Source organism: Streptomyces sp. NPDC107550 (genome assembly GCF_055639095.1).
In genome coordinates, this window is the sequence record NZ_JBVKBC010000004.1 from 128,796 (window position 1) to 155,262 (window position 26,467).

The window sequence follows — 26,467 nt, forward strand, 5'->3', positions numbered from 1 at the left end:
CTTACAGCTTCATGAGGCTGGCGTCGTCGACCGAGGCCGAGTGGCGGGAACGGAACAGCGACACGATGATCGCCAGCCCGACCACGACCTCCGCGGCGGCGACGACCATCGTGAAGAACGCGATGATCTGCCCGTCGAGGTTGCCGTGCAGCCGGGAGAACGCGACGAACGCCAGGTTGCACGCGTTGAGCATCAGCTCGACGCACATGAACACGACGATCGCGTTCCGCCTGATGAGCACTCCGGTGGCGCCGATCGTGAACAACAGGGCGGCGAGATAGAGGTAGTTGACGGGGTTCACTTCGACGCCTCCTCGGTCCGCTCCAGGCGCTCGGCGGAACGCTGCTCCAGGGCCTTGAGGTCCTTGAGCGCCTCACCGGAGACGTCCCGGATCTGGCCGCGCTCGCGCAGCGTCTTCATGACGGTCAGCTCGGACGGGGTGCCGTCGGGCAGCAGGCCCGCGATGTCCACCGCGTTGTGCCGGGCGTAGACGCCGGGGGCGGGCAGCGGCGGCAGGTGCTTGCCCTCGCGTACGCGCTGGGCGGCCAGCTCGCGCTGGGTCTTGGCCCGCTCGGTGCGCTCGCGGTGGGTGAGGACCATCGCGCCGACCGTCGCCGTGATCAGCAGCGCGCCGGTGATCTCGAAGGCGAAGACGTACTTGGTGAAGATGAGGGAGGCGAGGCCCTCCACGTTGCCGTGGGCGTTCGCCTTGCCCGTGCCGGCGAACTGCTTCAGCGACGCGTTGCCGATGCCCGCGATGAGCAGGACGCCGAAGCCGAGGCCGCACAGGGCGGCGAGCCACCGCTGCCCCTTGATGGTCTCCGTCAGGGAGTCCGCCGCGGTGACGCCGACGAGCATGACGACGAACAGGAACAGCATCATGATCGCGCCGGTGTAGACGACGATCTGCACGATGCCGAGGAAGTACGCCCCGTTGGCCAGGTAGAACACCGCGAGGATGATCATGGTCCCGGCCAGGCAGAGCGCGCTGTGCACGGCCTTGCGCATCAGGATCGTGCACAGGGCGCCGATGACGGCGACCGTGCCGAGGACCCAGAACTGGAAGGCCTCTCCGGTGGAGGTCGTGTAGGCGGCGAGGTTCATGCGTCCGCCCCCTCGGGGTTCGGCGTCTCGCCCTTGGAGACGGCCGGCTGGCGCTCGGTGCCGGGCGCCGCCTCGGTCACCAGGCCCCGGTAGTAGTCCTGCTCGTCCATCCCGGGGTAGATGGCGTGCGGGCTGTCGACCATGCCCTCGTCCAGACCGGCGAGCAACTGCTCCTTGGTGTAGATGAGGTTGGCGCGGCTGGAGTCCGCCAGCTCGAACTCGTTCGTCATCGTCAGCGCGCGCGTGGGGCACGCCTCGATGCACAGCCCGCACAGGATGCAGCGGGCGTAGTTGATCTGGTAGACGCGGCCGTAGCGCTCGCCCGGGGAGTAGCGCTCCTCCTCCGTGTTGTCCGCGCCCTCCACGTAGATGGCGTCCGCCGGACAGGCCCACGCGCACAGCTCGCAGCCGACGCACTTCTCCAGGCCGTCCGGATGGCGGTTGAGCTGGTGCCTGCCGTGGAAGCGGGGAGCGGTGGTCTTCGGTTGCTCCGGGTACTGCTCGGTCAGCCGCTTCTTGAACATGGCCTTGAAGGTCACGCCGAATCCGGCGACGGGGTTCTGGAACCCCGGCTCGGTGTCCTTCTCGTTCGTCTCGTCAGCCATCGGACGCCTCCTTTCCGTCACGAGATCCGCCACGTGATTCGTCACTCGCAGTATCGGGTCCGCCACTGACAATCAGCTCCCGCTCGTGGCGCGGGCGCCGGCGCGGCACGGGCGGCAGGGTCTGTCCGGGCAGCGGCGGCACGGGGAACCCGCCGGCCATCGGGTCGAACGCGACGGGCTCATCGGCCTGTTCAGCCTGCTTGGCGCCCCGGTCGCGGACGATGTCCACGACGAAGGAGAGGAGCAGCAGGACGAGGATGCCGCCGCCGACGTAGAGGGCGATGTCCGCGAAGCCGTAGTTCTCGTTGCGCAGGGCGCGCACGGTGGCGACGAGCATCAGCCACACCACGGAGATCGGGATGAGGACCTTCCAGCCGAGCTTCATCAACTGGTCGTAGCGGACGCGGGGCAGCGTGCCGCGCAGCCAGATGAAGAAGAACAGCAGCAGCTGGACCTTGACGACGAACCAGAGCATCGGCCACCAGCCGTGGTTCGCGCCCTCCCAGAACGTGGAGACGGGCCAGGGCGCCCGCCACCCGCCGAGGAACAGCGTCACGGACACCGCGGACACCGTCACCATGTTCACGTACTCGGCCAGCATGAACATGGCGAACTTGATCGAGGAGTACTCGGTGTTGAAGCCGCCGACGAGGTCGCCCTCGGACTCCGGCATGTCGAAGGGCGCGCGGTTCGTCTCGCCGACCATCGTCACGATGTAGATGAGGAACGAGACGGGCAGCAGGACGATGTACCAGCGGTCGTGCTGCTGGGCGACGATCTCCGAGGTGGACATCGAGCCCGAGTACAGGAAGACCGAGGCGAACGCGGCGCCCATGGCGATCTCGTAGGAGATCATCTGCGCGCAGGAGCGCAGGCCGCCGAGGAGCGGGTACGTCGAGCCCGAGGACCAGCCGGCGAGGACGATGCCGTAGATGCCGACCGAGGCGACCGCGAGGATGTAGAGCATGGCGATCGGAAGGTCGGTGAGCTGCATCGCCGTACGGTGGCCGAAGATCGAGACCTCGCCGCCCGAGGGGCCGAAGGGGATCACGGCGATGGCCATGAACGCGGGGATCGCGGCCACGATCGGCGCCAGGACGTAGACGACCTTGTCGGCGCGCTTGACGACCACGTCCTCCTTCAGCATCAGCTTGATGCCGTCGGCGAGGGACTGGAGCATGCCCCAGGGGCCGTGCCGGTTGGGGCCGATGCGCAACTGCATCCAGGCGACGACCTTGCGCTCCCACACGATGGAGAACAGCACGGTCACCATCAGGAAGGCGAAGCAGAACACCGCCTTGACGACGACGAGCCACCAGGGATCGGTGCCGAACATCGACAGATCCTCGGTCGCCAAGGGGACGAGGGCTGGGCTCATGAGTGCACCTCCGGGGCCGCGGCGGCGAGCGCCGGGCCGATCTTCACCAGATCGCCGGGGACGGCCCCGGTGTCCGAAGCGACGCCGCCGCCCGTGGAGTTGAGCGGCAGCCACACCACGCGGTCCGGCATCTCGGTCACCCGCAGCGGCAGCGCGACCGACCCCGCGGGCCCGGTGACGGTCAGTACGTCGCCGTCCTTGACGCCCACCTCGGCGGCCGTCGCGGACGACACGCGCGCGTGGGCGGCGTGCCGGGTCCCGGCCAGCGCGTCGTCGCCGTCCTGGAGCCGGCCCTGGTCGAGCAGCAGCCGGTGCCCGGCGAGCACCGCCTCACCGCTCGCGGGGCGCGGCAGCACGGCTCCGGTCTCCAGCGGCTCGCCCGCGTGCGGCCCGTCCCAGTTGCCGAGACGCTCCAGCTCGCGGCGCGCGGCGCCCAGGTCGGGCAGCGCCAGGTGGACGTCCATCGCGTCGGCCAGCATCTGGAGCACACGCCCGTCGGTCGGGGCGACGCGCCGCGTCATCTGGTCGGGCTTGAGGGCCGCCTCGAACATCCGGGCACGGCCCTCCCAGTTGAGGAACGTGCCCGCCTTCTCCGCGACCACCGCGACCGGCAGCACGACGTCGGCGTGGTCGGTGACCTCGCTGGGCCGCTGCTCCAGCGACACGACGAACCCGACCTCGCGCAGCGCCTCACGCGCGCGTGCCGGCGCGGGCAGGTCCGCGACCTCGACGCCCGCGACGAGCAGGGCGCGCAGTTCACCGCCGGCGGCGGCCTCCACGATCTGCCCGGTGTCGCGCCCGTAGCGGTGCGGGAGTTCGGCCACGCCCCAGGCGGCGGCGACCTCGTCCCGCGCGCGCGGGTCGGTCGCCGGACGGCCGCCCGGCAGCAGCGAGGGCAGCGCACCGGCCTCGATGGCGCCGCGCTCCCCGGCCCGGCGCGGGATCCACGCCAGGTGGGCGCCGGTGGCGGCGGCGGCACGGGCGGCGGCGGTGAGCCCGCCGGCGACGGCGGCCAGCCGCTCCCCGACGACGAGGACCGCGCCCTCGGCGCGCAGCGCCTCCGCCGCCTCGTGGCCGCCGGCCTCCAGGCCCACGCCGGAGGCGAGCGCGTCCAGCCACTCCGTCTCGGTGCCGGGCGCGGCCGGCAGCAGCGTGCCGCCCGCTTTCTCCAGGCCCCGGGTGGCGTGCGTGGCCAGCGAGAAGACCCGCTGCCCGTGCTTGCGCCACGCCTTGCGCAGCCGCAGGAAGACGCCGGGCGCCTCCTCCTCGGACTCGAAGCCGACGAGGAGCACGGCGGGCGCCGCCTCCAGCTTCGTGTACGTGACTCCGCCGCCGTCGAGATCACGGCCGCGGCCCGCTACGCGCGCGGCGAGGAAGTCGGCCTCCTCGCTGCTGTGCACGCGCGCGCGGAAGTCGATGTCGTTGGTGTCGAGGGCGACGCGGGCGAACTTGCTGTACGCGTACGCGTCCTCGACGGTGAGCCGCCCGCCGGTCAGGACACCGGCCCGGCCGCGCGCCGCGCTCAGCCCGCGCGCGGCGGCCTCCAGCGCCTCCGGCCAGGACGCGGGCACGAGTTCACCGCTCCGCGCGTCCCGTACCAGCGGTGTGGTGAGCCGCTCGGGGCGCTGCGCGTAGCGGAACGCGAAGCGGCCCTTGTCGCACAGCCACTCCTCGTTGACCTCGGGGTCGTCGGCCGCGAGGCGGCGCATGACCTTGCCGCGCCGGTGGTCGGTGCGGGTGGCGCAGCCGCCCGCGCAGTGCTCGCACACCGACGGCGAGGAGACGAGGTCGAAGGGCCGGGAGCGGAATCGGTACGCCGCCGAGGTCAGCGCGCCGACCGGGCAGATCTGGATCGTGTTCCCGGAGAAGTACGACTCGAACGGGTCGCCCTCGCCCGTGCCGACCTGCTGGAGCGCGCCGCGCTCGATCAGCTCGATCATCGGGTCGCCGGCGATCTGGTTCGAGAAGCGGGTGCAGCGCGCGCACAGCACGCAGCGCTCGCGGTCGAGCAGCACCTGCGTGGAGATCGGCACCGGCTTCTCGTACGTACGCTTCTTGCCCTCGAAGCGTGACTCGGCCTGGCCGTGGGACATGGCCTGGTTCTGCAGGGGGCACTCGCCGCCCTTGTCGCAGACCGGGCAGTCCAGCGGGTGGTTGATGAGCAGCAGTTCCATGACGCCGCGCTGGGCCTTCTCGGCGACGGGCGAGGAGAGCTGGCTCTTGACGACCATGCCGTCGGTGCAGGTGATGGTGCAGGACGCCATCGGCTTGCGCTGGCCCTCCACCTCCACGATGCACTGGCGGCAGGCGCCGGCCGGGTCGAGGAGCGGGTGGTCGCAGAAGCGGGGGATCTCGATGCCGAGCATCTCGGCGGCGCGGATGACCAGGGTCCCCTTGGGGACGCTGATCTCGGCGCCGTCGATGGTCAGCGTGACGAGATCCTCCGGCGGGAGCGCCGCCTCGCCGCCCCCGGAGGGAGCGCTGGTGGTCACAGTCATGCGTTCACCTCCGTGCGGTGCTGGTCGGGCCGGTCCGCCCAGAGCGTCGACTTGGCCGGGTCGAAGGGGCAGCCCTTGCCGGTGATGTGCTGCTCGTACTCCTCGCGGAAGTACTTGAGCGAGGAGAAGATCGGCGATGCGGCGCCGTCGCCGAGGGCGCAGAACGACTTGCCGTTGATGTTGTCGGCGATGTCGGCCAGCTTGTCGAGGTCGGCCATGGCGCCCTTGCCGGCCTCGATGTCCCGCAGCAACTGCACGAGCCAGTACGTGCCTTCGCGGCAGGGCGTGCACTTGCCGCAGGACTCGTGGGCGTAGAACTCGGTCCAGCGGGTGACGGCGCGTACGACGCAGGTCGTCTCGTCGAAGCACTGGAGGGCCTTGGTGCCGAGCATCGATCCGGCGGCGCCGACGCCCTCGTAGTCGAGGGGCACGTCGAGGTGCTCGTCGGTGAACATCGGGGTGGAACTGCCGCCCGGCGTCCAGAACTTGAGGCGGTGGCCGGGGCGCATGCCGCCGCTCATGTCGAGGAGCTGGCGCAGTGTGATGCCGAGGGGGGCCTCGAACTGGCCGGGGTTGGCGACGTGCCCGCTGAGCGAGTACAGCGTGAAGCCCGGGGACTTCTCGCTGCCCATCGACTTGAACCAGTCTTTCCCCCGATTCAGGATCGCGGGAACCGACGCGATGGACTCGACGTTGTTCACCACAGTGGGGCACGCGTAGAGGCCCGCGACGGCAGGGAAGGGGGGACGCAGTCGCGGCTGACCGCGGCGGCCTTCGAGCGAGTCCAGGAGTGCGGTCTCCTCACCACAGATGTACGCGCCCGCGCCGGCGTGCACGGTGAGTTCCAGGTCGAGGCCGGACCCGAGGATGTTCTGCCCGAGGTACCCCGCGGCACGGGCCTCGCGCGCGGCCTCGTGCAGCCGCCGCAGTACGGGGACGACCTCGCCGCGCAGGTAGATGAACGCGTGCTCGGAACGGATCGCGTAACAGGCGATCACGATGCCCTCGATGAGGCTGTGCGGATTGGCGAACAGGAGCGGGATGTCCTTGCAGGTCCCCGGCTCCGACTCGTCGGCGTTGACAACAAGATAGTGCGGCTTGCCGTCGCCCTGCGGGATGAACTGCCACTTCATCCCGGTGGGGAACCCGGCGCCACCGCGCCCGCGGAGCCCCGCGTCCTTCACGTACGCGATCAGGTCGTCCGGCGACATGGCGAGGGCCTTGCGCAGTCCCTCGTATCCCTCGTGCCGGCGGTACACGTCCAGGGACCAGGACTTGTCCTCGTCCCAGAAGGCCGACAGGACCGGAGCGAGCAGTTTCTCCGGGCTGGTGTCGTTGTTCTCGATCTCGGCTGCCAAGGTCATCACTCCCCCTCCTCGGCGGTCGGACCCGCGGGGTGCGCCGGGTCGGAGGCCGACGTGTCCTGCGGTGCGTCGTGCGAGCTGAGGTGCTCGGCGGGTGACGGGTCGTGGGGCGCGGAGCCCTCGACGGTCTCGCTGCGCGGGTGGACCACGCGCGCGGGGCTCTCGCCCTTGGCGATCCGGAGGCCGGTCAGTGAGGCGGGCCCCGCGCTGCCGCTCGCCTCGACGGCTCCCTCGCGCTCGTCGGGGAAGCCGGCCAGGATCCGCGCGGTCTCCTTGAACGTGCACAGCGGGGCGCCGCGCGTCGGGGAGACCTGGGCGCCCGCGCGCAGGTCGTCGACGAGGCGGCGGGCGGACTCGGGCGTCTGGTTGTCGAAGAACTCCCAGTTGACCATCACCACGGGAGCGAAGTCGCAGGCCGCGTTGCACTCGATGTGCTCCAGGGTGATCTTGCCGTCCTCGGTGGTGCCGTTGTTGCCGACACCGAGGTGTTCCTGGAGGGACTCGAAGATGGCGTCGCCGCCCATGACCGCGCACAGCGTGTTGGTGCATACGCCGACCTGGTAGTCGCCGCTGGGGGCGCGCCGGTACATGGTGTAGAAGGTCGCCACGGCGGTGACCTCGGCGGTGGTCAGGCCGAGCGTCTCCGCGCAGAACCGCATGCCGGTGCGGGTGACGTGCCCCTCCTCCGCCTGGACGAGGTGCAGCATCGGCAGCAGCGCCGAGCGGGAGTCGGGGTAGCGGGAGATGATCTCCTTCGCGTCCGCGGTCAGACGCGCGTGGACGTCGTCCGGGTACTGGGGCGCGGGCAGTTCGGGCATGCCGAGGCTCACGCCCTGACCCGAAGAACCTGTGGAACTGGTCGTCACCGGTCGACGCCTCCCATCACGGGGTCGATGGACGCGACGGCGACGATGACGTCGGCGACCTGGCCGCCCTCGCACATCGCCGCCATGGCCTGAAGGTTGGTGAAGGACGGGTCGCGGAAGTGGACCCGGAAGGGGCGGGTGCCGCCGTCGGACACGGCGTGCACGCCGAGTTCTCCCTTGGGCGACTCCACGGCGGCGTACGCCTGTCCCGGCGGGACGCGGAAGCCCTCGGTCACCAGCTTGAAGTGGTGGATGAGGGCCTCCATGGAGGTGCCCATGATGTTCTTGATGTGGTCGAGCGAGTTGCCGAGGCCGTCGGGCCCGAGGGCGAGCTGCGCGGGCCAGGCGATCTTCTTGTCGCCGACCATGACCGGGCCGGGCTCCAGCCGGTCCAGGCACTGCTCGACGATGCGCAGCGACTGGCGCATCTCCTCCAGGCGGACCAGGAAGCGCCCGTAGGAGTCGCAGGTGTCGGCGGTCGGGATGTCGAAGTCGTACGTCTCGTATCCGCAGTACGGGTCGGTCTTGCGCAGGTCGTGCGGCAGGCCGGCGGAGCGCAGGATCGGGCCGGTGGCGCCGAGGGCCATGCAGCCGGTCAGGTCGAGGTGGCCGACGTCCTGCATACGGGCCTTGAAGATGGGGTTGCCGGTGGCGAGCTTGTCGTACTCCGGCAGGTTCTTCTTCATCTTCTTGACGAACTCGCGCAGTTGGTCCACCGCGCCGGGCGGCAGGTCCTGGGCGAGTCCGCCGGGCCGGATGTACGCGTGGTTCATGCGCAGGCCGGTGATCAGCTCGTAGAGGTCGAGAATGAGTTCACGATCACGGAAGCCGTAGATCATGATCGTGGTCGCGCCGAGTTCCATGCCGCCGGTGGCGATGCAGACCAGGTGCGAGGACATCCGGTTCAGCTCCATCAGGAGCACGCGGATGATCGAGGCGCGGTCGGGGATCTCGTCCTCGATGCCGAGGAGCTTCTCGACGGCGAGGCAGTAGGCCGTCTCGTTGAAGAACGGCGTCAGGTAGTCCATGCGGGTCACGAACGTGGTGCCCTGGGTCCAGGTGCGGAACTCCAGGTTCTTCTCAATGCCCGTGTGGAGGTAGCCGATGCCGCAGCGGGCCTCGGTGACGGTCTCGCCGTCGATCTCCAGGATGAGCCGGAGCACGCCGTGGGTGGACGGGTGCTGGGGCCCCATGTTGACGATGATGCGCTCGTCGTCGGAGGCGGCGGCGGACTTGGCGACCTCGTCCCAGTCGCCGCCGGTGACCGTGTAGACGGTCCCCTCGGTGGTCTCGCGCGCTGACGCGGAGGAAGGGGATGCGGCAGAAGAAGGGGTTGTCACGAGTACGACCTCCGCTGGTCCGGAGCCGGGATCTGGGCGCCCTTGTACTCGACGGGGATGCCGCCGAGGGGGTAGTCCTTGCGCTGCGGGAAGCCCTGCCAGTCGTCCGGCATCATGATCCGCGTCAGCGCGGGGTGGCCGTCGAAGACGATGCCGAAGAAGTCGTACGTCTCGCGTTCGTGCCAGTCGTTCGTGGGATACACGGAGACCAGGGACGGGACGTGCGGGTCGGCGTCCGGCATGGAGACCTCCAGGCGCAGCAGCCGGCCGTGGGTGAGCGAGCGCAGGTGGTAGACGGCGTGCAGCTCGCGTCCCTTGTCGCCGGGGTAGTGCACGCCGCTGACGCCGGTGCACAGCTCGAAGCGCAGGGCCGGGTCGTCGCGCAGGGTGCGGGCGACGCGCGGCAGGTGTTCGCGCGCGATGTGGAAGGTCAGCTCGTCCCGGTCGACGACCACCTTGTCGATGGCGTTCTCGGGGACGAGGCCCTGTTCCTCCAGGGCGCCCTCCAGTTCGTCGGCGACCTCGTCGAACCAGCCGCCGTAGGGGCGGGTGGCCTCGCCGGGCAGCCGGACGGAGCGGACGAGGCCGCCGTAGCCGGAGGTGTCGCCGCCGTTGTTCGCGCCGAACATGCCGCGCTGGACGCGGATCTCCTCGCCGGCGTCGCCGCGCTGGCCGGGGAGGTTGGACGCGCTGAGGTCCTTCTCGGGGTTGACCCCGTTGCTCTCGCCGCTCACCGCAGCAGCCCCTTCATCTCGATCGTCGGGAGCGCCTTGAGCGCCGCTTCCTCCGCCTCGCGGGCCGCCTCCTCGGCGTTGACGCCGAGCTTGGAGGACTGGATCTTCTGATGGAGCTTGAGGATGGCGTCCATCAGCATCTCGGGCCGTGGCGGGCAGCCGGGCAGATAGATGTCGACCGGGACGACGTGGTCGACGCCCTGCACGATCGCGTAGTTGTTGAACATCCCGCCCGAGGAGGCGCACACGCCCATGGAGATGACCCACTTCGGGTTGGGCATCTGGTCGTAGACCTGTCGCAGGACGGGCGCCATCTTCTGGCTGACGCGGCCGGCCACGATCATCAGGTCCGCCTGGCGCGGTGAGCCGCGGAAGACCTCCATGCCGAACCGAGCGAGGTCGTAGCGGCCCGCGCCGGTCGTCATCATCTCGATGGCGCAGCACGCGAGTCCGAACGTGGCCGGGAAGACGGACGACTTGCGCACCCAGCCCGCGGCCTGCTCGACGGTGGTCAGAAGGAATCCGCTCGGCAGCTTTTCTTCGAGTCCCATTGGTCTGTCGGCTCCTGTCGTCCCCTATGAGGGGCTCAGTCCCATTCCAGGCCGCCGCGCCGCCATACGTACGCGTACGCGACGAAGACGGTGAGCACGAAGAGCAGCATCTCTACGAGCCCGAACAACCCGAGGGCGTCGAAGGTGACGGCCCAGGGGTAGAGGAAGACGATCTCGATGTCGAAGACGATGAAGAGCATCGCCGTCAGGTAGTACTTGATGGGGAACCGCCCGCCGCCGGCCGGCGTCGGGGTGGGCTCGATACCGCACTCGTACGCTTCGAGCTTGGCCCGGTTGTACCGCTTTGGACCGATAAGCGTGGCCATGACCACGGAGAAGATCGCAAAGCCTGCCCCGAGGGCTCCCAGTACGAGGATGGGCGCATACGCGTTCACCGCTCCTCGCTCCTCTCAGTCGGCACTGACTGCATGGCGGGTCCCCCCTGCCCCGTGCGGGCGTGGGGGAGGTTGCACGGGCTCACGCACACCGCTCCCCCTGCGGACGGTCGAAGATCGCCCACATGTGAAGCAGGTCACAAGCCCAACTTGCCCCGCATCCTATGCCCGGTGCTCTGTGATCTGCGACACGGGGTGCGCCAACTACTTTGTGATCTCCACCACCTGACGAACGATCATGAAGTCCGATGAGCGGTGATCTTCACACTCGAAGCACCTGAGTGATCACCAAAGGTGACAACTTGACGCGTCATCGCAGGTGGAGAGGGTCGCGCACTATCAAGAGGCAACCCGTGCAAGCAAATTGGCGCTGGACGCGGGTGGCTGATAGTGGACGCCGTTCACACAGGAGGGGGAGAGGTGTGGACGGAAGTGGACGCCGGGAGCCCTCCTGCGAGGTCGCTTGTGACCTGCGTCACCTGCTACCCACGGTCACAGAAACCGGGCTTGGCCAACGGCCTCAACGAGTGGTAAGCGTCGGGCAATTCGGGCGTATTGCAGAAAACCCGTGATCACAGGGGGGTTCACGGCTGCCCGGTTTGCCCGTTACGGCGTCAATAAGGCCCGCAGGGCGCCGGATTCAGGTCTCGTTTTCACAACTGTGGCGCACCACACGTTTCTTGATGGGAACCGTGAAGCCCTGATAGCGGTTGTACTCATGTCCCACACCGCTCACATACCCAGCCACCGGAAGCCCCGTCGTAGCGCCTCGAAGATGGCCCTGCGTGCCGGCGTGACCGGTGGCGTCCTCAGCACCCTGGCAGTGGCCGGTGCGTCCGGCGCCGCCAACGCGGCGGAGCCGGTGACGCAGACGATCGAGCTGCCCACGCTCACCGCCGACCTGTCCTCCCAGGTCGCCCAGTCCGCGGACGCCACCCAGCAGGCCGCGGCCAACTACCAGCTCCAGGCGGAGCGTGACGACGCCTTCAGCAAGGCCGCGAAGCAGGCCGAGAAGGACCGGGCCGCCGCCGAGAAGAAGGCGGAGGCCCAGAAGAAGGCCGAGGCCGAGGCCGCCGCCAAGGCGAAGGCCGAGCGTGAGGCCACGCAGAAGGCCGCCGCGTCCCGCTCCAGCGCCCGCACGACGCTCGCCGCGGCCCCCAGCGCCACGTCGCAGAACGTCGCGGCGCCCGCCAGCGGCTCCGTCGCCTCCGTCATCTCCTTCCTGAAGGCTCAGGTCGGCGACGCGTACGTCATGGGCGGCACCGGTCCCAACTCCTGGGACTGCTCGGGTCTGACGCAGGCCGCCTTCCGCCAGGCCGGCGTCGACCTGCCGCGCACCTCGCAGGAGCAGTCGACCTTCGGCACCCCGGTCTCCCTCTCCAACATCCAGGTGGGCGACCTCCTGTACTGGGGCGGCGCGGGCTCGGCGTACCACGTCGGCGTCTACATCGGCAACGGCCAGTACCTGGACGCCGCGAACCCCTCGAAGGGCGTCGTCATCCAGGACCTGTCGGGCTACCCGGCGAGCGGCGCGGTCCGCGTCCTCTGAGGACTCCCCCGCATCCACGGCGAAGGCCGCCGCACCCCTGTGAGTGGGGTGCGGCGGCCTTCGCCGTACGTGCCGGTGGCCCGGGCGCCGTGCGGGCCGGTGGACCGGGCTCGGTCAGTCCTCGACGGCCAGCTCGCCCATCGGGCCGAAGCCGTCGTTCGGGATGTCGCAGTGGATGATCTGCGGGGTACGGGCGAGCAGCGGCGCCATCGCCTCCAGGCCGGCCTTGAAGTGGTCGGTGGCGACGTGCTCGGCGCCCGCCGCCGCGTCCCGGAAGCCCTCGACGAGGACGAACTCGTTCGGGTCCTCCACGCTGCGGGACCAGTCGAAGAAGAGGTTGCCCTCCTCGGCGCGGGTCGCGGCGGTGAACGCGGCGGTCTTCTCCAGCCAGGAGTCGGTGTGCTCGGGCTTGGCGGTGAACTTCACGACGATGAGAATCATGCCTCCACCCTCACCCACCTCCCCGACCAGGACAAATTCAGGCCTTCGGGGCGACCCTGGTTCCTCCGGGCCCCAGCCGATCAGGAGCTGCTCGGCGTGTTCGTGGGGATCGGCTTCTCAGACGACCAGAAGTCGGAGCGGACGTTCGGGCGAGGAATCGGATACTTGTAATCAGGGCCGTTTGGTCGCGTGGCGGGCTCGGCGACATCCGACTTCTTGACACAGGGAGAGTCGGCCGTGAAGGTGAACTGCCCCTCCCCGCCGACGCTCACTGAGATCCCGAAGCCGTCCTTCGTCTCAGCAAAGATGGCGGGGAACTTGTGGCTCTTATTCACGGACGTGATGGCGTACCCGTTCTTCTCCCATGCTCGCTGCACCACGCCAAGCAGACTTCCACGCCGAGCCTCAGAGACCTTGGTCATTACTACCCGGCGGCGGGTCACATCACAGTTTCCCGTGGTGGTCGCCCCATGCGTCCAGTGAAGTTCAGGCTTGATCGCGTTCAGCGTCGCGTCGAGCATGGCGTCCTGGTGCTCAGCCGCTTCCTGCATGGTGATCTTGGCGGATTCGTTCTGCTTGTCTTTCACGGTTCCCCCCGAGGAGTCTCCGTTTGCACTGCACGCTGAAGCGGCAATGCAGGTTGCAATGGCGATCAGAGGGATGATGCGGACTTTCCTCATCGTGGCTGCTCCCGGCTAATTTCGCCCGAATTGCCGGACGCGATCAGTGCGATGTTTCGTTCGGACTCGGATGGGCGCCGGGTGCCGCCGTCGTCATTGACGTTGAAGTAATCGGAGTGGGCCGGTGTGGGGCCCTGTCCTCCGAAGATCGGCGTGGGCCCGTCATCGACCGCGAAGCGGTTGGCTCCGAACTCGTGGCTGGCGGGGTCGGTCCCGAACCACAGCTGGTCGCCGGCTGGATCGGCAAGGTAGGAGGGGGCGAGGCCCCCCATCAGGCCGACGGCCTGCGCCTTTGAGGGGAGTTTGGTCACCAGGTCATTGTCTGCCGCGCCGACGAACACGTGATTCTTGCCGACGTTCAGGTCTTGAGCATGATCTGCACCTGTACCGGGGCTACCCACGAGAACGATGTCGTCCGCACCCGGAATGCCGCCGTGGCGCTGAGCCGCCTGGCCAACGGTGAACGATCCGTATGAGTGGCCGATCGCTGTGACGTGCGGGTCGGCGTGGTCGTTCGTGGCGGAGATACCCGCCATGAACTGGTTGTAGTTGGTGGCTCCCGCTTCGGCCTTCTCTGTCCCCATGACATCCAAGTTGCGGATATTTTGCGGCAGGTTGCTGTCGACCCCTGTCTGCGGGGCATCGTAGCCAAGCCACGCGATCGAGGCACTCGACGGGTCGAACGACTGGGCGTCGAGTGCGATATCGCTGGCTCGCTTGAGGTCGCCCCCGGCGAAGCCGGCGTCCAGGGACGTATTGAGGCCGGGGACGTAAGCCGACACATTCTTGGCAGTGTCAGGGTTCCCGTAGGCGACGATGGCCCGACCGTTGCCCTCGGTGCCGATCCCCAACAGGTACATGGGAGGCATCTTCGGGTCCTGCGTGAGGAGCTTGCGCTCGATCTCCTTCATGCCCTCCAGCTGGGCCCTGGACTTCGCGTCGTCCTGTCCCTCCAACTGGGCAATGAGGAGTTGGATGTTCTCGCGGTTGGCCTCGTCTCGGGCCAGAGCCGGGACGCCGTCCAGGTTGCCCACCACCTCGGGAAACGCAGCGATGTACTCCTCGCGCTGCTCTTTGCTGAGGTGGTCCCACCACTCCTTGCGCTCAGCGGGCGACTTGTCGAAGGGGATCTCCTTGCCCAGGTACTTCGCCGCCGCACCACTGACCGCGTCCACATCCGAGGCCACGTTCGCCCACGTCTTGTCGTCGACCGTCAGGCCAGGCGCGGCCTTGAGCTTGTTGAGCGCCGAGCTGTACCGCTCGTCGATGTCACGGGCTTCCCGTAGCGCGGTCGCAATTCGGTCGGCGATTTCCTGCGCTTTGGCTCGGTGCGGATTGGGGCTCTTCAACGCCGGGGCGCCCGGACCGAGGGAAGGGTCGTACTTTCCATTCCCGTCCCGGTACAGACCGGGATTTCCCGCCCCGATGAGACCGTTGTTGCCCATCACCGAGCCGCCGGGGATCGCGTCGCCGGTCAGTTTGTTCTTGCCGCCAGCCGGGTAGTCGATGCTGCCGTTGTCGTTGACGGTGTAGCCAAGCGACGTAGCGTCTTCGAGGGCCTCGCGCACCCGTCTCTGCGGGGAACCGAGTTCGGCAGCCAGGGCGTCGAGGGTGCCACGGATGAGGCCCGCCTCGGTGTGGACGTAGTGGTAGTTCTCGCTGAGCCGCTTCAATCGCTTGACCGCTGAGCGGGCGGACTCGCTGTCCTGGGTCTTGGTCAGCTTGCCGCTCATGTCGCCGTCGACGCTGTCGCGTGCGTGGTCGGCGAACTTCGACGTGGCGGCCCAGCCGTCGGCGGCGTCGGTCAGCTCGGACAGCTTCAGATCACGAAGTTGCTGCCAGGTCAGCGCTGATGCTGTGGCCACGATCTACTCGCCCCTCCTCGTGCCCGGGACGGTAACCGCCTTCGCCTTGTTCGCCACGTCGGCATCCACTTCACCGAGGTCCACGGCAACCTGCCGCAGCTTGGGCTCGAGGGAGCTGCATTCCTCGCGCACGCGGCCGAGACGGTCGTGCCACGACTTGTGCACCGTCTTGAGTGAGCCGAGGCTGGCCAGCCCGGTCAAGCCGCCGCCTGTGCCTTCGTGGGCACTGTGCAGGTCGACCTGCGCGTCGATCGTGCTGGTCTGGAGATCGTCCGCAGTGCCGGCAGCTTTGGTCCACGGGCCGCCCTTGTGCTTGAGAGTGCCGGTACCGCTCCCGCCACCCGACGGCTTGGCGTAGCCACCCTCGCCCTGGAGGCTGTTGAGCTGTATGTGCGTGGCGTGCCGCTCAGCGGCCTCGGTCTTGAGCTGTTCCCACTCGTCCCACGCCATCGGCGATCGTCCTCCCCGTGTCCCGAGCCGAACTCGGGAGAGCCCCGTTTCCACCGCACTTGTGTAGTGAGGTTTCCGAGATGGACGTTACGGGTCAGATGCGCTGCGTCACGTCCGCCGGATCACTCAAACCGGAGCTGAGTATCCGTACCTACCTCCACCACCATGAGTCGAACGCGCACACACGAGTCCGCCACGGCCTAGAACGATCGCCGCTCATCAGTCGGCCTCTGACCGTACGGGCTGGTCGGGCTGCCGTGCGGCGGTGCCCCGTAGGGGTGGCCTGGCTGGGGGATCTGTCCGGATGCCACAGGCCCGTCGCCAAGCGATTCGCTGCGGCGTCGGCGCCGTACGACGCCCCCGGCTGCCACCGCCCCGAGCAGCACGACTGCGCCTGCGCCGATCGCGACGCCGATCATCGTGTTCCCGTTACTGTTTTTCGTCGCCGTGGCGTCGCTCTGGCCCTTGCCGACCGGAGCCTTGGAGGACGACGGCGCAGCCGACGCCTTCACGGGGAAGTCCGGCAGCGGGTACTGGCCGGCCGAACCCGGATTGCCGGGATCGGTCAGGGCGATGCGGGGACGGACGATGCCATAGCCGATCGAGTCCGTGCGCTTCGAGCCGTTGACCGGGGCGCCGATCGTGTTCAGCATGACCCGCAACACCTGATGGTTCGTCCAGGTCGGATGCGCGGACCAGACGAGGGCCGCGCTGGCCGAGGCGAGCGCGGTGGCGTCGCTGGTGCCGTGCGAGCGGCACAGACCCGAGCCCCCTCCGCAGGCGGAGATCATGTCATCGCCCGGTGCCGCCATGTCCACCTGCGATCCGTACTCGGATTCGGCGGTCCGTTTGAGGTTCTTACCGATGGCCGCGACGCCCACGACACCCGGCGTGGCAGCCGGGTACATGACAGGGTTGCCCTTTTCGCCGTCGTTTCCTACGCCTGCGAAGACCAACGCCCCATTATCGAGTGCGTACTTCACAGCCTCGGTCAGCTGTGGGGTGCTCAGGGGGGACGCCTGGGAAATGTTGATGACCTTGGCGCCGTGGTCGGTGGCGTAGCGAATCCCCTGGGACGTGGCCTTGGCGAACTCCGCGTTGCCCTGCGCCTCTGTCAGAGCGTCGGAGAAGGGCAAGCGAACGGGGAGGATCTTGGTACCGGGGGCGAGTCCGAAGGCCCCTTGTCCTCCGGCGCGGGCCCCGGTGCCGGCGATCAGCCCGGCCATGCTCGTGCCGTGTCCGTCGTAGTCGGTGTGCTCGTCACCCGGCTTGTCCGGTGCCAGATCCTCTCCCGGGAGGATTCGGCCCTTGAGGTCTGGGTGGCCAGCGTCCACACCGGTGTCGATGACCGCGACCGTGATTCCCTTGCCGGTGCTGGTCTTCCACATCTGCTCGGCCTTCATGGCATCCAGAAACCACTGCTGCTCACGGACCGATTCAGCATGGACCGGCGACGCCGCGGCGCCTGCCAGCAGCAGTCCCACCGTGGCAGTGAGCGCTGCTCGTCGGGCATACGGTCGGCGACGGCTGCTGAACATGCGCGGTCTCGTCTGCTTTCTGCGAGAGGTCAGTCGACTGTGGGAGGCACGATACGGCGTCCGTCCGGCTGCCAGGTCGCCTCATCCTCGGTGACAAACTCCGGGCGGTGATCGCGGCGGTCCTGCCTACGGCGCTTCATGTTGTCGCGCTGAGCGGACCCGGTACCGCCCGCGATCCCGCCCCGCGAGAGCGGAGCCTTTCCAGGAACGGCACGTTCCCCAGATGCTGTCCGAGCGGTTCTCCGCGCGGCCGGTGCACCCATGACGCCTCGGCTCGGCGACGACGTACGACCCTCGACTTCAGCGGCTTGTCCGCGTCCCGCAACTGGCCGACCGTTGATCGGCTCGGAAGCGGAGGAGGAGCCGGCTCGTCCACCCGCCCGTGACGTAGGCAGAGCCCGACCGCCCGTCTGAGCGTCACCAGGCACAATGCGGCCCGGGCCGGCTCCGGTGCGGCCGCCGGACGTGATGCCGCCTTTCGGCTCACTGCCGACGACGGTGCCGCGATAGGGCGTGGCCCGGCCCGTCTGCTGCTGGGCAGGACGGCCCCCGTAGATGCCGCGGGTGGCTCCGTCAGGTGCGCGCCCGTACGGAGTGGCCCCTGTCCCTGTGCCACCAGAGGCCGCGCGGCCCTCCTCGAAGCCGGGCACGCCCACGCGCGCACGCGCGGTTCCCTGCTCCGGTCCGGAAGGACGCGCCATCCCGTAGACACGGCCCTGGCCTTCATCGGCCGACGGCCCAGACGGCAACTTCGCCGCGAAAATGGGGCCGGTGCGCCTTGTTGTTCCGCTGAGGGTGGGCGGCGGCACGGGAACACTCGGTGTGCTCGGGCCTGCCGTGCCCGGCCCGTTGACCGTCGAGGAAACGCTGGTCGAAGGCCCGGCGGTACGTGGATCGGGCAGCGTTGCGGTGGAATCGATGCCGGTGTGCGGGACACCGGCCGGGTCCACGTGAGGCTCAGGAGCCACCGCCGCGCCGCCGTGCTCAGATACCGCAGCCCCCGCATACGCGGCGTCACCGGACGACACATGACCGGCCTGGCCAGCGGATGTCTGGGGCGCCGCACCGCTCGATGAACCACCCGAGCCAGAGGAGGAACCGGGGAAACCCACGTGCTCGGAGCTGCTGACGCCGTCCTTCTGGTTCGGCACGATCGCGTCCGGCGGGGGCGGAACCTTCGGCGGCTTCAACGCGTTCATCCGCTCCGCCGACTGCTGGTACGCCTGCCCCAGCTTCGTCATCTCGTCGGCGGCCTGCTGCCGTACGGCTTCCTTCTGGGCAGTCGCCTTCGCCAGGATCTTGGCCGCATCGGGGTCGTTCGGTGTGGACTTCGCCGCGTCGATGTCGGCCTGCGCGCCACCGTCGTCACGCGGGATCGATGCCTTGGCGCGGGCGACCGCCTCGGACGTGTGGGAGAGGAAGGTTCCCGAGTCGCCGGCGTAGTCGGCGATCCGCAGTGTGGCGTTGGCCAGGTCACCGCCCCACGCACGGAAGGAGTCAGCGCCCCGCCCCTTCCATTCCACGTACTGAGGGCGGGACTTCAGCTCGGCGGCAACCTTCTCGATCTCCTTCGCGGCCGCGAGCAACTTGTCAGCGCCCACCTGGATGCGGGCCGGGTCTGCCTTGTCGAGGGCGGCGAGCATCTCCTCGTGGGACATGCCGGCGAACGGATCGTTGCCCATCAGATGCCTCCCGCGGTCTCGCCGCCCGACGCCTCCGGTGTCGGTGTGTCGGGCTGGTTCCCGTTTGTGTCGTCCGCCTGCTGCTTGGACAGGTCGGGTACGTACTTGCCGCCGAAGTTCTGCTTGGCTTCCGCCGTGATGGCGTGCAGGCGGTCACGTACGTCGGCGTCCACGTTCTCGTAGCCCTTGTGCGAGGCGAGGACCGCGATGCCCATGCCCTCGATCGCGTCCGAGAGCAGCTTGGACAGCTTCTCCAGCTCAGCGATCACCTTCGCGTGTGCGGCACCCAGGTCGTCGGCCGAACCCCACGTGCCTTCCAGCCCGCCGAAGGTTCCGCGCGCAGGCTGGTCCCTGCCGACTTGATGTGCGCCGGCCGGCGACGCCTTGAGGTCATGGATGATGGCGTCGATGCGCTTCTGGAAGGCGGTGAACGACGTCAGCTCGGTCATCACGTCCGCAGCGGCACCGGCAGCGTCCTTGGCGGCGTCCTTCACGGCGTCGAAAGCCCCCGACACCCACGAGCCGCTGTTCCCCGTAGTCACAGGCCCTCCCTCAGCACTTCCTGTGGCGCTCCAGCCAACTCCCGTGACAGTAGTAGCGACCACCGGAGGCCGCCTGAGTACAGGTACTCAGGGCGCACCGGAGGCGGCAGATCGGCCCGGAGGCGACGTTCGCGGCAGTACCGACCAGGCACCCTCAAGAACGCAACACGCCTACGGAACAACGGCTGTTGCCCCGTAGGCGTAGGTGCTCAAGACCGCGGCGGGCGCAGGCCGCCTTGAACGATCACGAACGCGGGGCGACCTTCGTCAGGCCGTTGATGATGCGGTCCATCGCGTCGCCGCCCGTGGGGTCCGTGAGGTTGGCGAGCATCTTGAGGGTGAACTTCATCAGCATGGGGTGGGTCAGGCCGCGCTGGGTGGCGATCTTCATGACCTTGGGGTTGCCGATGAGCTTCACGAACGCGCGGCCCATCGTGTAGTAGCCGCCGTAGGTGTCCTTGAGGACCTTCGGGTAGCTGTGCAGGGCCAGTTCGCGCTGGGCGGGGGTGGCGCGGGCGTGGGCCTGGACGATGACGTCGGCGGCGATCTGCCCGGACTCCATGGCGTACGCGATGCCCTCTCCGTTGAACGGGTTGACGAGGCCGCCCGCGTCGCCGACCAGGAGCAGGCCCTTGGTGTAGTGCGGCTGCCGGTTGAACGCCATGGGCAGGGCCGCGCCGCGGATCGGGCCCGTCATGTTCTCCGGGGTGTACCCCCAGTCCTGCGGCATCGACGCGCACCACGCCTTCAGCACCTCGCGCCAGTCCAGCTCGCGGAACGCCTTGGAGGAGTTGAGGATGCCGAGGCCCACGTTGGACGTGCCGTCGCCCATGCCGAAGATCCAGCCGTAGCCGGGCAGCAGCCGGTCCTCGCCGGGCCCGCGCCGGTCCCACAGCTCCAGCCAGGACTCCAGGTAGTCGTCGTCGTGCCGGGGCGAGGTGAAGTACGTACGCACGGCGACGCCCATGGGGCGGTCCTCGCGGCGGTGCAGCCCCATGGCGAGGGACAGGCGCGTGGAGTTGCCGTCGGCGGCGACGACGACCGGCGCGTGGAAGGTGACCTCGCGCTTCTCGTCACCGAGCTTCGCGTGCACGCCCGTGATGTGGCCGGTGCGCTCGTCGACGACGGGGGCGCCCACGTTGCACTGCTCGTACAGGCGCGCGCCCGCCTTCTGCGCCTGCCGGGCGAGCTGCTCGTCGAAGTCGTCGCGCTTGCGGACCAGGCCGTAGTCGGGGAAGGAGGCGAGGTCGGGCCAGTCGAGCTGGAGGCGGACGCCGCCGCCGATGATGCGCAGCCCCTTGTTGCGCAGCCAGCCCGCCTCCTCGGAGATGTCGATGCCCATCGCCACGAGCTGCTTGACCGCGCGCGGGGTCAGGCCGTCGCCGCAGACCTTCTCGCGCGGGAACGCGGTCTTCTCCAGCAGCAGCACGTCCAGGCCCGCCTTGGCGAGGTGGTACGCGGTCGTCGAGCCGGCCGGCCCGGCCCCGACCACGATGACGTCGGCGCTGTGTTCGGAGAGGGGCTTGGGTTCGGTCACGGCGGGTTTCTCCCCAAGGCTCGAAAACTGTGTGCCGTCGGGCACGGACATGGGCAGTCTATTCAGCGGTACCGATCACCCAGCCGAAGGGCCAGCCCATGACCGATGTCTTCGTGCCGCCCGCCGTGGATCTCCCCGCCGTGGCGCTGCGCGTCCCCACCCACGAGGACGCCTTCGCCTGGCACCGGGTGTTCGGCCACCCGGAGGTCATGGAGTTCCACGGCGGCGCGCCGGCCGAGCTGTCCGTGTACGAGGAGCTGACGGCCCGCCAGCGGCGGCACGACGCCGAGCGCGGCTACTGCCTGTGGACGATGACCGACGACAGCGGCGAGGTCATCGGCTTCACCGGCGCCCAGCCCTGGGAGCGGGCGTGGGGCCCGACCGGCGAGATCGAGATCGGCTGGCGGCTCGGCCGGGCGCACTGGGGCCGCGGCTACGCGACGGCCGCCGGGCACGCCACCCTGGAGCGGCTGCGCGCGGCGGGCGTGCCGAGCGTCGTCGCCATGGTCGACGCGGGCAACGCCCGCTCGATCGCCGTCACCCGGCGCCTGGGCATGGAGCTGGCCGAGACGTTCGTGACGCCGACCGGCCGGCGCGGCCACTGCTTCCGTCTGGAGCTGTGAGCGCCGCCCCGCCGGCACCAGCGGCGGGGCGGGGCGGCGGGGCGGCTCACTCCGTGTCGGTGAGCCGCCAGGAGTCGAGCGCGATGGCGTACATCCGGGACGCGTCGGACCAGGCGTCGTCGTGGGCGGTGAGCAGGATCGCGTACTCGGTGCCGTCGCCGGCCACGTAGGACTGGTCGATGCAGTGGATCGTGCGGCCGCCCTCGTCCTCGTACGTGTACTCCCACAGGGCGCCGGGCCGGCCCTGGAAGGTGTTGCGGTCCAGGCGCAGGCGCCGGTAGCCGCTCTTGTGCGGGTCGGACGTGAGGTGCTTCTCCATGGAGAGCGTGTTGTCGTACGAGGTGTAGTTCGCGTCGGGGATGACACCGACGAGGTAGTTCTCCAGGCCGGTGCTGCCCGCGTACGTGACCTGGCTGCTGTTCTTGACGCCTTGGCGGTCCCATACGTCGGGGATGACGAAGGAGAAGCCGAGCTGGTCGTAGACCTGGTGGTAGCCGGCCGGGACCTCGGGCGTGGCAGTGGGCTCGGCGGCGTGCGCGGAGTCCGAGGTGTCCGAGGCGTCCGTACCGGATGAACCGGATGAGTCGGATGAACTCGATGAACCGGACGAGTCGGCCGCGCCGGAGGCGTCCGGGGTCGGGGCCTCCTCGGGCGCCGAGGGGGTCGGGGAGTCGCCGGTGCTGGTCGCGGCGGGCTTGTCGTCCGGTTTCTTGTCGTCGCCGTGGCTCTGCAGCAGCAGGACGCCGGCCGCCGCACCGCCCCCGATGAGGAGCGCGCCGCCGAGCGTCCCGGCCCACAGCGCGAGCCGCCGCCGGGAGCGGTCAGGGGCGGCGGGGGCGGGCGCGCCGGGGACGGTGGAGATCAGGGGCGGGTACGCGTACGCGCCGGGCGGGGTCGGCGGGCCCGCGGGAGCCGCGAACGCGGGGGCGGCCGGGGGCGGGCCCGGGGGCGGATTCGGGCCGGGGTTCAGGTCGGGGTTCAGGCCCGGGGGCGGGGTGTGGTCGGCGGTGGGAGCGGTGTCGAGGGCGGGGCCTGACGGTTTGTCGAGGGTGGTCCCGGGGCGGTCGTCCTCGGAGGCGGAGGGCGCGGCGGGCGCGGCGGCCGGGGGCTCCGGGGTCGTGGGTGCCGGGGTCGTGGGTGCCGGAATCGTGGGTGCCGGGCCTGGCGGCTGCGGGGTGTACGCGGGCGGGGGCGGCGGGGGCTGGTGCGGTGCCGGGGGCAGGCCCTGACCCGCGCCCGCCGCCCGCATCGCGTACGGCACGACCAGCGCCGCGCCCGCCACCCACAACAGCCCGAACAGCAGCGCGTCCGGCACGCTCAACCCCAGGTCGACGCGGCCCGCGCCGCTGCCGAGGAAGCGCAGCTCACCCGTGAACTCCGCGCCGGCCGAACCGATCCCGGCGAGCAGCAGGAACAGGCCGAAGAACAGCGCGGCGGCGAGGAGTTGCTCGCGCCGGTCGTGGGAGCGGCGGACGGTGACGACGGCGGCGAGCACCGCGCAGAGCAGGCCGACCCCGAGCGCGTAGACGACGGCCCCGGAGCCGAGCTGGTCGCCGAGGCCCGACAGGCCGAACGTCTCCTTGTCGTAGCCGCCCCCGCCGTACGAGGACGCCGAGTGCCCCTCCGCCTGGAGCGGGGCGCCCCAGCACAGGCCGAGGACGGCGACGGCCAGGTTCGGCAGCAGCATGAGGACGACACCGAACGCGGCCGTCTCGCCCCCGCCGAGCCGGGTCTCGTCGCTGAGGTCGGAGGGCGTGGCCTGTGTGTCCGCGAAGAGGGCGAGGCCCAGCCAGCCGAGGACGAGGGCGATCGGCAGGACCAGCGCCATGGCGCGTACGGCGGTGCCGCAGGCGCGGAGCGCGGAGCGTACGCCGGGGCGCGCGGCGGCGACCCGCATGCGCAGATCGTCCGCGTGCAGGGCGCCGCCCGCGACGGCCAGGGAGAGCAGCAGCGTCCACAGCGCCGTCAGGAACGGAGTCGTCGACAGCGACACGTCCGCGACGGACGGCTGCGCGATCAGGGCGAGGACGAGGGTCGCGCCGGTGACGAGGAGCGCGACGCGGACCGCCGCCTCCAGGCCCGCGGTGGCGCTGCCGGGGGCGCCGGGCACGGTCCGCTCGGCGAGCCGGACGCGCAGCATGCGGACGCCTGCGGCGAGCAGCGCCAGCCAGAGAACCGTCACCAGGAGCGGGACGACCGAGAGGGTCGCGTGCGCGGAGGCGGCGGCGGAACCGGTGTCGTAGCCGCCGCCGTAGAAGCCGCCCCCGCCGCCGCTGCGGCCGGTGACGTCGAGGCCGCCGCCGAGGCCCTGGAGCAGCACGGCGAGGGCGATGCGGGCGCGGTCCGCGAAGCCGATGACGACGGCGCCTGAGTCCTGGCCGTACGAGGGGATCGCCAGGGCGAACGCGGCGACCAGCAAGAACCCCACCGGCCACAGCGCCGCCTGCGCCGCGCCCGCCCAGTCGCCGCGCAGCGCCCTGCCGAGGAAGAGGCCGGCGGCGGACGGTTGCGCGGGGGTGCCGGGCGCGCCGGGGGCGTGCGGGGGTGGCGGGGGCGTGAACGGAGGCGTGTGCGGGGGCGGGGTGTGCGCCGGGGGCGGGGGCGTGTCCGGGGGTGGCGGGGGTCTGTGCCCCGTGGGTCTCTCCCGGCCGCAGCTCATGCAGAAACGGGCCTCTTCAGGAGCCTCGGCTCCACAGTGCGGGCAGAAAGACGCCATCGGGGTGCTCCGTGATGTTCCGGGGACGGCCGGGTGACGGGCCGTCACCGGCCGTCACCCACGTACTCGACGGACACATCTTCGCGGGCCCCTGGTTCCCGTCAACTGCAATACGGGAAGCGGTACTTAAGCGGTATTCACTTGATGCCGCGGTGCAGGGCGACGATGCCGCCGGTCAGGTTCCGCCAGGCGACCTGCCGCCAGCCGGCGCCCTGGAGGCGGGCGGCCAGTTCGGGCTGGGTGGGCCAGGCGCGGATCGACTCGGCGAGGTAGACGTACGCGTCGGGGTTGGAGGAGACGGCGCGGGCCACGGGGGGCAGGGCGCGCATCAGGTACTCGGTGTACGCCGTGCGGAACGGGGCCCAGGTGGGGTGGCTGAACTCGCAGATCACGACGCGGCCGCCGGGCTTCGTGACGCGGTGCAGTTCGCGCAGCGCCTCGTCGGTGTCCTGGATGTTGCGCAGGCCGAAGGAGATGGTGACGGCGTCGAACGTGTCGTCCTTGAACGGCAGTTTCGTGCCGTCGCCCGCCGTGAACGGCATCCAGGGGTGGCGCTTCTTCCCTACGCGGAGCATGCCGAGGGAGAAGTCGCAGGGGACGACGTAGGCGCCTGCGCGGGCGAACGGCTGGGAGGACGTCGCCGTGCCGGCCGCCAGGTCCAGGATCTTCTGCGCCGGGCGGGCGGCTACCGCCTTGGCGACCTCTTTGCGCCACAGGCGGGCCTGTCCCAGGGACAGTACGTCGTTCGTCAGGTCGTACTTTTCCGCTACGTCGTCGAACATCGAGGCGACTTCGTGCGGCTGCTTGTCCAAGGATGCGCGGGTCACGGGGTCATTGTGTCAGCCGCCCGCCTCTCCGGCGCGGGCACCCATTCCCTGGGGGCGTTCTCAGGCGCGGGCCCCTTGCAGTACCGGTCTGCGCAGTTCCCCGCGCCCCTGGGCAGCTCTCAGGTGCGGGCCCCCTGCGGTACCGGATTGCGCAGTTCCCCGCGCCCCTGGGGCGTACTTCGTCTGCGGGTGGGTGGGGCTTCTCGCGCAGTTCCCCGCGCCCCTGAAGCATGCACTCCGTGCAGCTTCCCCTTTGGGGAGCGGGGCTCCGCCCCGGCTCCCCAGGGTGGAGGCGGCGACGCAGTCGCCCCTCCCACCACCCCCAGGGGGGAGGGTGCGACGTAGTCGCCCCCCCAGGGGCGCGGGGAACTGCGCGGCCAGCCCGCCACCGGGCGAAAGGTGAGTCACGACCCCAAGGGGCAGCGCCCCGTCAGGGGCGCGGGGAACTGCGCGATCAGCCACGACGAAAGTCGAGGACGAAGAACCACGGGCAGGCCCGCCTACCCAGGGGCGCGGGGAACTGCGCGAGCAACCCGCCACCGGGGGAAGGGGAGGCACGGCGTCAAGGCGCGGCGCCCCCGAAGGTCACCGGGCGCGGTATATCAGGCGGCCTGACAGGATGGTCGCCGTGCAGGTGGCCGCCCCCCGGCGAACCAGTTCCGCCCGGTCCGCGACGTCGAACACGGCGAACCTCGCGGGCCCGCCCACCACCAGCCCCGGCAACAGAATCAACGGCCGCGGCGAGAAGGACACCGGCCCGGTGAGCCCCGCGGGCCGCGCCCCGAACACCAGCCCGGCCCGCCGCACGACATCCAGCACCGCAGCCGCCCGAACCTCCCCGCCCAGGGCGACCGTCCCGTGCGCGAACAACCGCTGAACCCCCCGCCGCGCACTCGCCCCGAGCCGGGCCGGCTCCGCCCGGAAGATCTCCAGCGCCCGCGCACCCCCGAGCGGAGCGGTCCCGTACGTGTCGGCCTCACGCGGATCGGGGTGGTAGGTCCGCTCCAGCAGTTCGGGCCCGTACGGGTTGAGGAGTCCGGGCGTGAGGATGCCGGGCCAGCGCCGCACCCGCGCCCCGGGATGGGCCGCGGCCAGTTCCTCGTACGGGCCGAGCGCGGCGACACGGTCACCGTCCACGAGGACGCCCGCGCCGTCCGCCTCGGTGGCGTGCAGGGTGGTCAA

Annotated in this window: 24 protein-coding genes; 2 read left to right on the top strand and 22 right to left on the bottom strand. The window is 70.1% G+C overall.

Translation table 11 applies throughout. From position 1 onward, the window contains the following. Nucleotide 1 precedes the first annotated feature (1 nt). Genes nuoK through ACZ7LY_RS07795 form a run of 11 tightly spaced genes read right to left on the bottom strand, consistent with a single transcriptional unit; the run spans nucleotide 2 to nucleotide 10,835 of the window. The gene (gene nuoK, locus ACZ7LY_RS07745) at nucleotides 2–301 is read right to left on the bottom strand and encodes an NADH-quinone oxidoreductase subunit NuoK (protein ID WP_006133113.1); all 300 of its coding nucleotides are present in this window, start codon (nucleotides 299–301) and stop codon (nucleotides 2–4) included. After that, nucleotides 298–1,104, bottom strand: a complete 807-nt coding sequence (locus ACZ7LY_RS07750; RefSeq protein ID WP_471623615.1) for an NADH-quinone oxidoreductase subunit J — start codon at nucleotides 1,102–1,104, stop codon at nucleotides 298–300. The genes nuoK and ACZ7LY_RS07750 overlap by 4 nt, the downstream gene beginning before the upstream one ends. Beyond that, complete coding sequence (gene nuoI / locus ACZ7LY_RS07755) at nucleotides 1,101–1,709, bottom strand: NADH-quinone oxidoreductase subunit NuoI (protein ID WP_471623616.1); 609 nt, start codon at nucleotides 1,707–1,709, stop codon at nucleotides 1,101–1,103. The genes ACZ7LY_RS07750 and nuoI overlap by 4 nt, the downstream gene beginning before the upstream one ends. Then, nucleotides 1,702–3,087: an NADH-quinone oxidoreductase subunit NuoH gene (nuoH, locus tag ACZ7LY_RS07760; RefSeq protein WP_471623617.1), complete on the bottom strand. Its 1,386-nt coding sequence runs from the start codon at nucleotides 3,085–3,087 to the stop codon at nucleotides 1,702–1,704. Before nuoH ends, nuoI begins: the two co-directional genes overlap by 8 nt. Beyond that, entirely contained in the window at nucleotides 3,084–5,585 is a 2,502-nt protein-coding gene (locus ACZ7LY_RS07765) for an NADH-quinone oxidoreductase subunit G (RefSeq protein WP_471623618.1), read from the bottom strand. The genes nuoH and ACZ7LY_RS07765 overlap by 4 nt, the downstream gene beginning before the upstream one ends. Continuing rightward, entirely contained in the window at nucleotides 5,582–6,949 is a 1,368-nt protein-coding gene (gene nuoF / locus ACZ7LY_RS07770; protein WP_471623619.1) for an NADH-quinone oxidoreductase subunit NuoF, read from the bottom strand. The genes ACZ7LY_RS07765 and nuoF overlap by 4 nt, the downstream gene beginning before the upstream one ends. Then, a complete protein-coding gene (gene nuoE / locus ACZ7LY_RS07775; RefSeq protein WP_471623848.1) occupies nucleotides 6,949–7,767 on the bottom strand; it encodes an NADH-quinone oxidoreductase subunit NuoE in 819 nt (272 codons plus the stop codon). Before nuoE ends, nuoF begins: the two co-directional genes overlap by 1 nt. A 44-nt stretch (nucleotides 7,768–7,811) precedes the next feature. Continuing rightward, on the bottom strand, nucleotides 7,812–9,155 hold the full coding sequence (locus ACZ7LY_RS07780) for an NADH-quinone oxidoreductase subunit D (RefSeq protein WP_471623620.1): 1,344 nt from the start codon (nucleotides 9,153–9,155) through the stop codon (nucleotides 7,812–7,814). Then, nucleotides 9,152–9,889: an NADH-quinone oxidoreductase subunit C gene (locus ACZ7LY_RS07785; RefSeq protein WP_471623621.1), complete on the bottom strand. Its 738-nt coding sequence runs from the start codon at nucleotides 9,887–9,889 to the stop codon at nucleotides 9,152–9,154. Before ACZ7LY_RS07785 ends, ACZ7LY_RS07780 begins: the two co-directional genes overlap by 4 nt. Continuing rightward, on the bottom strand, nucleotides 9,886–10,440 hold the full coding sequence (locus tag ACZ7LY_RS07790) for a NuoB/complex I 20 kDa subunit family protein (RefSeq protein WP_006133126.1): 555 nt from the start codon (nucleotides 10,438–10,440) through the stop codon (nucleotides 9,886–9,888). Before ACZ7LY_RS07790 ends, ACZ7LY_RS07785 begins: the two co-directional genes overlap by 4 nt. A gap of 35 nt (nucleotides 10,441–10,475) precedes the next feature. Continuing rightward, entirely contained in the window at nucleotides 10,476–10,835 is a 360-nt protein-coding gene (locus ACZ7LY_RS07795; RefSeq protein ID WP_030494815.1) for an NADH-quinone oxidoreductase subunit A, read from the bottom strand. 718 nt (nucleotides 10,836–11,553) lie between these two features. Here ACZ7LY_RS07795 and ACZ7LY_RS07800 point away from each other — a divergent pair. After that, entirely contained in the window at nucleotides 11,554–12,384 is an 831-nt protein-coding gene (locus tag ACZ7LY_RS07800) for a C40 family peptidase (RefSeq protein ID WP_471623622.1), read from the top strand. Nucleotides 12,385–12,498: 114 nt separating this feature from the next. Here the strand turns inward: ACZ7LY_RS07800 and ACZ7LY_RS07805 are convergent, their stop codons facing one another. The 8 genes from ACZ7LY_RS07805 to ACZ7LY_RS07840 form a co-directional block, all read right to left on the bottom strand. Further along, the gene (locus ACZ7LY_RS07805; protein WP_471623623.1) at nucleotides 12,499–12,825 is read right to left on the bottom strand and encodes a putative quinol monooxygenase; all 327 of its coding nucleotides are present in this window, start codon (nucleotides 12,823–12,825) and stop codon (nucleotides 12,499–12,501) included. An 80-nt stretch (nucleotides 12,826–12,905) separates the two neighbouring features. Next, complete coding sequence (locus ACZ7LY_RS07810; RefSeq protein WP_471623624.1) at nucleotides 12,906–13,412, bottom strand: hypothetical protein; 507 nt, start codon at nucleotides 13,410–13,412, stop codon at nucleotides 12,906–12,908. An 89-nt stretch (nucleotides 13,413–13,501) separates the two neighbouring features. After that, a complete protein-coding gene (locus tag ACZ7LY_RS07815) occupies nucleotides 13,502–15,370 on the bottom strand; it encodes an alpha/beta hydrolase (RefSeq protein WP_471623625.1) in 1,869 nt (622 codons plus the stop codon). 3 nt (nucleotides 15,371–15,373) lie between these two features. Beyond that, nucleotides 15,374–15,820, bottom strand: coding sequence for an amino acid ABC transporter permease (locus tag ACZ7LY_RS07820; protein WP_471623626.1), 447 nt, complete (start codon nucleotides 15,818–15,820; stop codon nucleotides 15,374–15,376). 200 nt (nucleotides 15,821–16,020) lie between these two features. Then, nucleotides 16,021–17,358: a type VII secretion-associated serine protease mycosin gene (mycP, locus tag ACZ7LY_RS07825; RefSeq protein WP_471623627.1), complete on the bottom strand. Its 1,338-nt coding sequence runs from the start codon at nucleotides 17,356–17,358 to the stop codon at nucleotides 16,021–16,023. Between the two features lie 29 nt (nucleotides 17,359–17,387). Continuing rightward, entirely contained in the window at nucleotides 17,388–19,040 is a 1,653-nt protein-coding gene (locus ACZ7LY_RS07830; RefSeq protein ID WP_471623628.1) for a WXG100 family type VII secretion target, read from the bottom strand. Continuing rightward, nucleotides 19,040–19,582 (bottom strand): hypothetical protein, encoded by a 543-nt coding sequence (locus tag ACZ7LY_RS07835; protein WP_471623629.1) that lies wholly within the window; start codon nucleotides 19,580–19,582, stop codon nucleotides 19,040–19,042. The genes ACZ7LY_RS07830 and ACZ7LY_RS07835 overlap by 1 nt, the downstream gene beginning before the upstream one ends. 244 nt (nucleotides 19,583–19,826) lie before the next feature. Continuing rightward, nucleotides 19,827–21,119 carry a geranylgeranyl reductase family protein gene (locus ACZ7LY_RS07840; RefSeq protein ID WP_471623630.1) on the bottom strand — a complete coding sequence of 431 codons (1,293 nt, stop codon included), beginning with the start codon at nucleotides 21,117–21,119 and terminating at the stop codon, nucleotides 19,827–19,829. A gap of 98 nt (nucleotides 21,120–21,217) precedes the next feature. Here ACZ7LY_RS07840 and ACZ7LY_RS07845 point away from each other — a divergent pair, with 98 nt between their 5' ends. Then, nucleotides 21,218–21,742, top strand: coding sequence for a GNAT family N-acetyltransferase (locus ACZ7LY_RS07845; RefSeq protein ID WP_471623631.1), 525 nt, complete (start codon nucleotides 21,218–21,220; stop codon nucleotides 21,740–21,742). A gap of 46 nt (nucleotides 21,743–21,788) precedes the next feature. Here ACZ7LY_RS07845 and ACZ7LY_RS07850 read toward each other — a convergent pair whose 3' ends face one another. From ACZ7LY_RS07850 to ACZ7LY_RS07860, 3 genes are all read right to left on the bottom strand, one after another. Further along, nucleotides 21,789–24,458, bottom strand: coding sequence for a zinc-ribbon domain-containing protein (locus ACZ7LY_RS07850; RefSeq protein ID WP_471623632.1), 2,670 nt, complete (start codon nucleotides 24,456–24,458; stop codon nucleotides 21,789–21,791). 137 nt (nucleotides 24,459–24,595) lie between these two features. Next, entirely contained in the window at nucleotides 24,596–25,285 is a 690-nt protein-coding gene (locus tag ACZ7LY_RS07855) for a demethylmenaquinone methyltransferase (RefSeq protein WP_471623633.1), read from the bottom strand. A 585-nt stretch (nucleotides 25,286–25,870) separates the two neighbouring features. Then, nucleotides 25,871–26,467 (bottom strand): imidazolonepropionase-like domain-containing protein, encoded by a 597-nt coding sequence (locus ACZ7LY_RS07860; RefSeq protein WP_471623634.1) that lies wholly within the window; start codon nucleotides 26,465–26,467, stop codon nucleotides 25,871–25,873.